The 8,609-nt window shown below is 58.8% G+C and carries 12 protein-coding genes and 1 pseudogene; 12 read left to right on the plus strand and 1 reads right to left on the minus strand.

Features of this window, described 5'->3' with window-relative positions; all coding sequences use genetic code 11:
• The first annotated feature begins 356 nt into the window (after nucleotides 1–356).
• The 5 genes from HV670_RS28625 (at nucleotide 357) to HV670_RS28645 (ending at nucleotide 2,231) form a co-directional block, all read left to right on the plus strand.
• A complete protein-coding gene (locus HV670_RS28625) occupies nucleotides 357–713 on the plus strand; it encodes a hypothetical protein (protein ID WP_175108329.1) in 357 nt (118 codons plus the stop codon).
• A gap of 47 nt (nucleotides 714–760) precedes the next feature.
• Nucleotides 761–1,054 (plus strand): hypothetical protein, encoded by a 294-nt coding sequence (locus HV670_RS28630; protein ID WP_175108330.1) that lies wholly within the window; start codon nucleotides 761–763, stop codon nucleotides 1,052–1,054.
• The gene (locus HV670_RS28635; RefSeq protein WP_175108331.1) at nucleotides 1,051–1,296 is read left to right on the plus strand and encodes a hypothetical protein; all 246 of its coding nucleotides are present in this window, start codon (nucleotides 1,051–1,053) and stop codon (nucleotides 1,294–1,296) included. The genes HV670_RS28630 and HV670_RS28635 overlap by 4 nt, the downstream gene beginning before the upstream one ends.
• Before the next feature lie 414 nt (nucleotides 1,297–1,710).
• Nucleotides 1,711–1,971, plus strand: a complete 261-nt coding sequence (locus tag HV670_RS28640) for a type II toxin-antitoxin system Phd/YefM family antitoxin (protein ID WP_175108332.1) — start codon at nucleotides 1,711–1,713, stop codon at nucleotides 1,969–1,971.
• Nucleotides 1,968–2,231, plus strand: coding sequence for a Txe/YoeB family addiction module toxin (locus tag HV670_RS28645; RefSeq protein ID WP_175108333.1), 264 nt, complete (start codon nucleotides 1,968–1,970; stop codon nucleotides 2,229–2,231). Before HV670_RS28640 ends, HV670_RS28645 begins: the two co-directional genes overlap by 4 nt.
• Nucleotides 2,232–2,325: 94 nt before the next feature.
• Here HV670_RS28645 and HV670_RS28650 read toward each other — a convergent pair.
• Nucleotides 2,326–2,707, minus strand: a pseudogene (locus tag HV670_RS28650) (inorganic phosphate transporter); the annotation flags it as partial.
• Between HV670_RS28650 and HV670_RS31965 the strand changes: the two are divergent.
• The 7 genes from HV670_RS31965 (at nucleotide 2,706) to HV670_RS31595 (ending at nucleotide 8,353) form a co-directional block, all read left to right on the plus strand.
• Nucleotides 2,706–2,831 carry a hypothetical protein gene (locus HV670_RS31965; RefSeq protein ID WP_281362482.1) on the plus strand — a complete coding sequence of 42 codons (126 nt, stop codon included), beginning with the start codon at nucleotides 2,706–2,708 and terminating at the stop codon, nucleotides 2,829–2,831. The pseudogene HV670_RS28650 and the gene HV670_RS31965 sit on opposite strands and share 2 nt — an antisense overlap.
• Before the next feature lie 250 nt (nucleotides 2,832–3,081).
• Entirely contained in the window at nucleotides 3,082–4,350 is a 1,269-nt protein-coding gene (locus HV670_RS32500; protein ID WP_175108334.1) for a PRTRC system ParB family protein, read from the plus strand.
• The gene (locus HV670_RS32505; protein ID WP_425511482.1) at nucleotides 4,299–5,279 is read left to right on the plus strand and encodes a hypothetical protein; all 981 of its coding nucleotides are present in this window, start codon (nucleotides 4,299–4,301) and stop codon (nucleotides 5,277–5,279) included. The genes HV670_RS32500 and HV670_RS32505 overlap by 52 nt, the downstream gene beginning before the upstream one ends.
• Nucleotides 5,280–5,396: 117 nt before the next feature.
• Nucleotides 5,397–5,978, plus strand: a complete 582-nt coding sequence (locus tag HV670_RS28665; RefSeq protein WP_175108335.1) for a phospholipase D-like domain-containing protein — start codon at nucleotides 5,397–5,399, stop codon at nucleotides 5,976–5,978.
• A 365-nt stretch (nucleotides 5,979–6,343) separates the two neighbouring features.
• The gene (locus tag HV670_RS28670; protein ID WP_175108336.1) at nucleotides 6,344–7,138 is read left to right on the plus strand and encodes a hypothetical protein; all 795 of its coding nucleotides are present in this window, start codon (nucleotides 6,344–6,346) and stop codon (nucleotides 7,136–7,138) included.
• 491 nt (nucleotides 7,139–7,629) lie between these two features.
• Nucleotides 7,630–7,977, plus strand: a complete 348-nt coding sequence (locus HV670_RS28675) for a methyltransferase (RefSeq protein ID WP_246258062.1) — start codon at nucleotides 7,630–7,632, stop codon at nucleotides 7,975–7,977.
• A 196-nt stretch (nucleotides 7,978–8,173) separates the two neighbouring features.
• Nucleotides 8,174–8,353, plus strand: a complete 180-nt coding sequence (locus HV670_RS31595) for an ArsB/NhaD family transporter (protein WP_246258064.1) — start codon at nucleotides 8,174–8,176, stop codon at nucleotides 8,351–8,353.
• Nucleotides 8,354–8,609: the final 256 nt, after the last annotated feature.

Raw genomic sequence — 8,609 nt, forward strand, 5'->3', positions numbered from 1 at the left:
CGCGGGGTGACCGTCACGACTTCCTTGTTTTCCATCAACATGCTCCGCCAAAAATTCGACAGCATGTCGATCGTGCTCACGTCGGGGTAGATGCCTTGGGTGGACGCTTACAGTCTTCGAGCATTACACGCTGACGATCGCTACCAAGTCGTTCCAGTCACCGCCGACGACGCTATCACGCAAAAACCAATACGGTTTCCATCCCGTCTTCTTCACCGTCCAAAAAAGGCCGGCTAGTCGGCCACACGAGAGGACAGCTATGCAGCGCAACCAGCAAATCCCGCCGACGATCACGACTAAGCAAGCGCAGGTCTTTTATCTGCGGCTTAGCCGGTGTCGACGCTGCGAAGCAAGTCGTGCACGACGAAAAGGTCGCTCTCGATAAGGCGCAAGCCGAATTGAAAACGGTGATCGAGCTGGCCGCTCGCAAGGGCGGACTGGACGCAGCTGCTCAGGCGCTCGCGCGATATGAAGGCAAGGTGGTTCAACTGGAGAAAGACGAAACCGCGCGAGTGGAAAAGTCGGGAGCCCGTGCCAAAGTGATCGCCGAGCAGGCCGATCTAGTCCGAAAGGAACTGCAGACGCTCTCGGCTGACGATGTCGTTGGCCCACTTAATGCAGACGAGACTGCACTCACTGCGGCGCGCGAAATACTCAATCGCCTTGACGGCCAGATCGACACTGATCCGGCAGCAGAGCGCGAAGGAGGCTGAACAGGCAGCGGTTGCCAAGGAGCTCGCCGGGGTTACCGGAATCTCGGATGCAAGCGCAGAGGCTTTCCGACAAGATCGCCCAATGGAAGTTGCTCGCCAAAGGGCTCGGTAACGACGGAATCATCGCGTTGTCGATCGACGACGCGGGCCCGGCGCTCGCCGGCATCGTCAATGATCTGCTTCTCGCATGCTACGGACCCCGTTTCACGATCGAGGTTCGCACGCAGACGGAAACAGCGAAGGGCGAAGCGCGAGAGGGCTTTGAGATTCTGATGCACGACGCCGACAACGACACCACGAAGGACGGATCTGTGATGTCGGGTGGGCGAAAGTCTGGATGAACGAGTGTCTTACGCGCGGTATCGCGCTGCACCTTGCTCGCCATTCGGGCAAGCGGTTTTCGTCGCTGTTCACGGACGAAGCCGACGGCCCGTTGGATCCCGATCGCAAGCGCCAGTTCATGCGGATGAAACGAGAGGTTCTTCGCGTTGGTGGATCTGAGCGTCAGTTCTTCATCTATCAAACGCCAGAGCTGGTCGAAGAAGCAGACGCAGTAATCGACGTCACGAGCTTCGCATCCTGATCAACCTTCAGGCCTCCCGGTCTCGATCGCGGGCTTCTCTATCGGTTGCCCCTCCGGCGATCCGACTACCTCTTCGTCATCGGAGTTGCGCAATGAAAGCAGTTCGCCTTGCCGTTTTGTTGGGGCTCGCTGTGGCCGCAGTTATGCTGTATGTCCGATTTCCGAACGAGCAGCCCGCCGCGACGGACACCGCTAAATGCGCATCTTCGATGGTCGGAAGTACGCCGCAATCGCGGCCGTCGTCGTCTTCGCCGCTTTCGTCTGCGGATGATCGCGGCTCTCGGACTGCCCGATCCAGCAGCACACCGAATCGGAAAAGCGACTCAGTCTAACCTGTACGAGTAATAGTACAGGTTGACGCGCGTATGATACACTCTACCTGTTTGAGCACAGGTTGCCTTTTGAGGAGGACATATGCGCACAATCCCGTTTAGCGACGCACGAGCCAATCTTAAGCGAGTTATTGATCAGGTCGTCGATGACGTGGACGTTACGCTCATAACCCGGCGCGATGCACCGAATGCGATTGTCATGTCACAAGAGCATTACGACAGCCTAATGGAGACAGTACACCTTCTGCGCTCTCCGACAAACGTTGCGCATCTGGAGCGATCCATTGGGCAATTGCGTGCAGGAAAGGTCAAGCCTCGCAAGCTTATTGACGAGGGCGAATGAGCGCTCTGAACATCATGTGGACTGCCGAGGCATGGGATGATTATGCTTATTGGCAGGGGCAGGACAAGAAGACACTCAAACGCATCAATCAACTCGTCAAAGACGTTCAGCGCACGCCATTCGAGGGCATCGGCAAACCCGAACCTCTAAAGGCGAACTTGACAGGTTTGTGGTCACGCCGCCTCGATGATACGAATCGACTCGTCTATGAGATCACTAGTACACAGATAAATATCGTCTCGTGCCGTTACCACTACTGAGCACTGACGACACCACGAAACGAGATCAGTGGTCCCGCACGTCCTTCCAAGACTGAGGTGATGCGCGTCGAACACCTCACGAACGATTGCAAGTGAGTTGCGCAAACACCATCGCAAAGCCGCCGCTGCTGCGCACCTGCAGAATCAGTTCGACCGGCAGTAGCTGCAGTATGCCGAACGCAACCGCGACCGGTCGAAGTCAGCACGCCGAGGAAGTGGCACGCGCCCGACCAACCGACAGCGAAGTTCGGCGCCAGGGAGTGGGTATAGATGACGGTCGCGACCGCGTTCGCAGTGTCATGAAAGCCATTCACAAACTCGAATCCGAGCGCGAGCAGCAGAGCGATGGCGAGCAGGAAGTAGGGAAGTACGGACGTCCTCGAGCGGACCGCTGCCGAGCTGGATGCAGTCGCGCCGGAAAGCGCGGACGGTGATGCCGTAGCGGTTGCGATCGCGCCTGTTGCGGTGGACACGATGGAGCTTGCAGATGCCCCTGATTCAGGTGGAACCGCGCTGCTCGATCTGTTCGAATCCGTCGTTGATGCAGTGCCGAACAACGAGGCGTTCCTCCGAAAGGTCGAGCAACTCGCGTTGTTCTAGTTTGTTATGACGTTGAACCGGACCGGCCCTTGTGGCCGGTTTTTTTTTGACTGTGTTGCCGTTTCCATGTGAAAGCCGGTGCAGTTTCAGAGCTTTTCGGATTTCTCGCGCACGCGCACGCGAGAAAATCCCCTTACACCTCGCGTCACTGACGCATCGAATCCTACCGGCACGCCGGCAATCCTTTCTTTTTAACCCCCTCGGGAACCATTCCCGACAGGGAGCAGGTTCCCGTAATCGGAGATCTGCCATGCAGCAACCTACCGTTCCCCTTCGTTCCATCGTTTCCATGTACAACCCCCGGGTCTATTTCGATCCGGTCAAGATGGCCGAACTCGCAGCGTCGATCCGTGCGCAGGGCCTTGCCCAGCCGGTGGTCGTACGTACTATCGATGATGGCACCTACGCGCTGATAGCTGGGGCCCGCCGTTGTCGTGCCGCCCTTGAAGTCTTCGGCGAAGATTTCGACATGCCCGTCATGTTTCGTGACGATCTTGATGAAGTCGGCGCACGCATCCTCGCGCTCGCAGAAAACACCCAGCGCGATGACATGGCACCTTCCGAAGAAGCCATTGCGGCGGCCGCGGCAGTTGGCCTATGCAAGGGCGATCGCGACGAAGCCATGCGACTTGTCGGCTGGGATCGTGCCAAGTTCGAATCGCGTCTCGCGCTCATGAACTGCAGCTCGACCGTACTCGAAGCGCTGAACACTCGCCAGATCAAGCTTGGTCATGGCGAACTGCTGGCGGCACTTGGAAAGGACAAGCAGGACGTGCTCCTGCCCGTGATCATTTCCGAGAACAAGACGGTTGCCGAGTTGAAGAAGGTCATCGAGAACGCCTCGTGCGCGCTCGCATCGGCGATCTTCGACAAGAGCGACTGTGCGGCCTGTCCGCACAACTCGTCTCTGCAGACGGAAATGTTCGGCGAAGCGATCGGCACGGGGAACTGTACGAACCGGGCCTGCTTCAACGAAAAGACCGATAAGCAGATTGAAACGGTTGCGACCGGACTACGTGAAGAGTATCCGGTCGTGCGCATCGTGCGCGTTGGAGACAACAACACGCGTGTCCAGTTATCGGTCGACGGCCCGAGCGGTGTGGGCGAGGAACAGGCGAAAGCCTGCCATGCCTGCCAGCACTACGGCGTCGCCGTGAGCGGCCTGCCGGATTCGATCGGCAAGGTCTACCGCGGCCAGTGCTTCGATACCGTCTGCAACATGAAGAAGGTCGGTGATCGCCTCAAGGCTGAAAAGGCTGCGCAGGCGGCGGCTGATCCGAAGACGTCGAGCACGGGCAAAGGCACTTCGTCGCCGAAAGCGGCGGGTGACAAGTCCGGCAAGGCTGCTGGCGAAAGCGCGGCAACCTCGGTGGCTGAGTCCGAACGGGTCAAGGCGTATCGCGTTGCGCTCTGGCGCAAGGCTTTGGCGAAACGTACACGCAGAAGCAGGAGCGGGCAAAGGCGCTTTTGCCCGAGCTTGCGAAGCTTCAAGTCGCACGCTCCGAACTCGACAAGGTGAATGCCGAACTGGCACAAGCCCGTCGTGATCTGCAGCAGGCGACGGAACTGGCGGCGCGAGCGCCCCTGATTGAGCAGGCGAAGGAAGGCCTCACCGCGTGTGAGACTGAAATCGCGCAGCTTGAAAAGGAGCTCGGCGAGGTCGTGAACCGTCACCGCGAAGCAGCGGGGCGCCTGAACGAGCAACTCCAGCAAGTTACCGCTGAAGTCGCACGCCTGGGTGGTGTCGACGTAGCTGGAGAAATCGCAAATGTTGACCGGCAACTTCAGGCCAACCGCGACGAACTGGCACGCATCGAAGGGCAGATCGAAGGTTTGATCCGCTCTCAAGCTACACGCCAGGCCGAAGCTGACGTGATCAAGGCCGAATTGGCGGGATTAGACGCCACGCAAGCGCGTGCGAACCGTCTGTCGGATGAAATCGCTCAGTGGAAGCTTTTGGCCAAGGGGCTCGGCAATGACGGTGTAGTCGCTCTCACGATCGACGACGCCGGTCCTGCGCTGACCCAGTTGGTCAACGACCTGTTGCTCGCCTGTTACGGGCCCCGCTTTACGGTGGAGATCCGGACGCAGCGAGCGCTGGCCAGTGGCGAACTGCGCGAGGGCTTCGACATCCTCGTGCACGACGCCGACAACGACAGCACGAAGGCAGTCTCCATGATGTCGGGTGGCGAGAAGGTCTGGATCAACGAGTGTCTGACACGCGGCATTCCGCTGTACATCGGACGCACGGCTGGCCAGCCTTATAGGACGCTTTTTACGGATGAAACGGACGGTCCTCTCGATCCCAGGAGGAAACGTCAGTTAATGCGGATGAAGCGTGAGGTACTCAAGCAGGGCGGGCTTGATCGGGAGTTTTTCATCTCGCACACGCCTGAACTGGTCGAGGAAGCCGATGCGGTAATCGACGTCGAAGCACTTGCAGCCTGAATCGCGCGCACCCCACACGCACGGTTCAATCCCATAGTTCTACGCCCCGCGTCTCCCTGAATAAGGGAGGCCGGGGCTTTTTCCGTAGGAGCCTCCAATTCTTAAAGGAACCCAACCATGAGGAAAGTTACTTTGATCGCTTTGAAAGTTGGCTTCACGGCCTGTGCTGCTTTCGGGCTGATTGCCGCGTCGGCCGCCGTCTCGGCAGAGGAGATCGCAGAATCTGGCCTGACGCACGATTGCGGCTATTCGCCGAGGGGTACAGCTCTGCCGGTCGTGTTGAAGGCGATCGACGAAGTATCGGGGCCTCACTCGATGATTCTCGTTGCGGCCTACGAGCTCACGTCGCAACCGATCGCCCGGGCGCTTATCGAGGCGAAGGAGCGCGGCGCGACTGTGGCGGTCGTTGCGGATACGACGGAAAACGCCACCGGCAAGCACGCCGCGTATTCGAAGATCCACGAACTGACCACGGCCGGGATTCCGGTTCGGGTCGATAACCGGCTGGACATGCTGCACGACAAGTTCATGGTGCTGAACGGAACGGCGGTGGAAACCGGGTCGTTCAACTATACGGCCGCCGCCGCATCAGACCGTCATGCGGAAAACGCCTGCGTCTTTCGTCATGCGCCCGAAATGGCAACGGAGTACACGGAGCACTGGAAGGACATCTGGAAAGAGTCGGATCGCGTCGATTGAAGTCTCAAGACAGGTGGCATACGTATGCCACCATTATTTTCGGAAAGCCCACCACCAACGAGGGGTTTCCACCTATGCGGCTTCAGCAGGAAAGGCTTCATGCCGAAGCGCGCCGTGCTGTCCCAACAAGTTCTCAACAGGCTTATCCCCAAAATCTGTGGATATCTCCGCGCGACGCGATGCGAAAGCTGAGTCTCATTGACGGCTTTCCGTCGCACGTGGTTCATTGGATCACATAGAATTCGCGCATCACCCGCGTCATAGACGCATCGACCGAACGCCCGTAGCAACGGGCTTTCTTCACCCAGACGGGAAACACTCCCGTCCGGGGGTGCTTTCCCATTGTTCTCAAAAAGGAAAGCACTATGTACAGAGCACTCGTTCAGCGTTTCAAGGATGCGCAGACCAAGGCCGCGGCCGCCTATTTGGAAGTATGTGCGGCGGAGGTTGCCGCGTTTCCGCATGACGCAGAGTATCCCTACCGTGCGGTGAAAACTCGCGCGGACTATGAGACGGACCGCGAGCTCGCCAATTTCTGCAATCGCCTTTCGCACGTTCTCGTGCTCGAAGCGATCCGCCGTTTCTCCCCCGCGGGAGGACGGTTGGAAATTGAAGGCGAGACGGAACTCAAAAACGCGTCGATCAACATTTCTGGCGCGCTGGCGGCTGGCAAATGCCCCGACTTCGATGCGTTTTGGGCGCACCTCGAACGTACCTACAGCGGCGACGCTGGCAAGCGGATCGGGTTGGTTCAGGCTGCAAAGTTGGTGATCGATGGATTCAGCCTGAGGCCGGATTCGGAAATCAAGCGCACAGGTAGCGCGATCGTTCTGGATGCACGTATCTGGAGCGAACATGTTTCCCGATCGAGCGCCAGGCGAGCCACCTACCATTGCCAGTCGACAGTTGCTGGGCTCGCTCGAGGCCTGGGGGCGTTTGCGTCGGAGTTAGGGTTTCACGCGCTGGCTGCACAGCTCACGCGCGGCCGACTCCCCGACTACGAGTTCCATACGCGCGAAAAGGTGTCGTTCGATGGACTCGATGTCGTGATGTTCAACGAAAAGTGGCAGTTCAAATTCGCCCATCAGGTGGGGGATGCACTCTCGTTGTTCATCAGTGAGTATGGCGCGGAACACCTCGCCAGCCGCCAGCGGAATTAATGCGGAGACGAATGATGATCCGTCAACGCTTAACCCGGTTCTCGCGGTGTGTTTTTGACACGCACCAGCTTCCACATGGCTTGCTGGTTTCCATCGTCAGGGCGCGAGACCGCTACTCGCCGCTTTTCAGGGCCGCAGCGCTTCGCCACATTGTGGCCGACGCACCGCTGGCCGTGACGGGCGGGCGGCCGTTTGCCCAACGGCGCAGGGCCGTACGCAGGTTCTATCAGCTTTAGCTCTTCTTGACCGGTCCCGCGCGGACCGACCTTTCTTCATCCATTGGCCCGCCATATGCGGGCCTTTTTCTTTGCAAGGTTCCAAATGCAACAACTTGACCTGATCGACTTGATCGAGGCGGACTGGTTCTCGCCGCTTCGGAAAATCATAAGTCTCGGTTCGCAGGATAGCGGTGTGGCCCATCAGGGCGAGCTTCACATCGCGCGCCAGCGGCACCTGGGGCATTTTTCACGCCTGACGCGATCGCGGAGTTCATGTGGCAATTCGTCTGCATCTTCCAGCCCCAAAGGAAGGTGAGCATCCTCGACAACTCGGTTGGCTCCGCGAGGCTGCTTCAGTTTGCAAGCCCCGATCGTCACATGCTATATGGCGTGGACGTGCACGGCGACGCAATTGCCGCTGTTCAGGAGACGATCGAAGCGGCTGGATTCGACTGCGAGTTCAAGCGAACGGGGATGGAAAACATCCACCCTCAATCGTTTGATTTCGCGGTGATCAACCCCCCGTTTTCCCTTCACCTCGAATCGCCCAATCTCAAACCGTTTCCCGGCACGACGTGGGGCCGCTATGGGGCGAACACCTCCGCCTTGAGCCATGAGTAGAATGCTAGCCAAACGGCTGGAGGGTAAGGCTTTCCAGGGACTACCGCAGTTCAAACCTCCGCGAAAGCGATTCCCGCTCGTGCGGGTTGGATAGCCACCGCGGTCATTGCCACCGCATGCCTCCTAATCAACAATCTGCTCATCGCTTACCGCGGCGCACACGTCCACGCCAATCGCTAGCGCAGTTCTGCTTGGGGTGGATCTTGGCCCGAACTTTTCCGTCACTGGCTCCTTGGCCCCCATCCTTTGGCTCACAGCGCTGCGTCGCGACGGCATCGAAGTGCCCGCATGGTCTTTCTTGAAGCTGGGTGTCATGGCGACCCTGCCGGCTCTCGCCGCCGCATTAGCTGCGGTCGCATTAGGCGCGAATTTGTGACTCCACTCGAGCGGTCACCACGGCCAGGCTGCCGGTATCTTGTTGCACATAGAGCTCCAGGCTGACCTCAAGGGTTGAGCAGCGAATGGCGCTCGCGCCCGCCTGTTTTCGGTGTATCGTGGCCGAACAACCCAACGAGCGTCGTGGGAGAGAAGCAATGGCAGCGATACAGCACGTCTTCGTTCTCATGCTCGAGAATCGCTCCTACGACAGCATCTTTGGCCTGTCGACCTTCTCTGGCATCCTTCCGGGCGGC

The sequence above is a fragment of the Pararobbsia alpina genome (assembly GCF_902859895.1).
Classification (GTDB): domain Bacteria; phylum Pseudomonadota; class Gammaproteobacteria; order Burkholderiales; family Burkholderiaceae; genus Pararobbsia; species Pararobbsia alpina.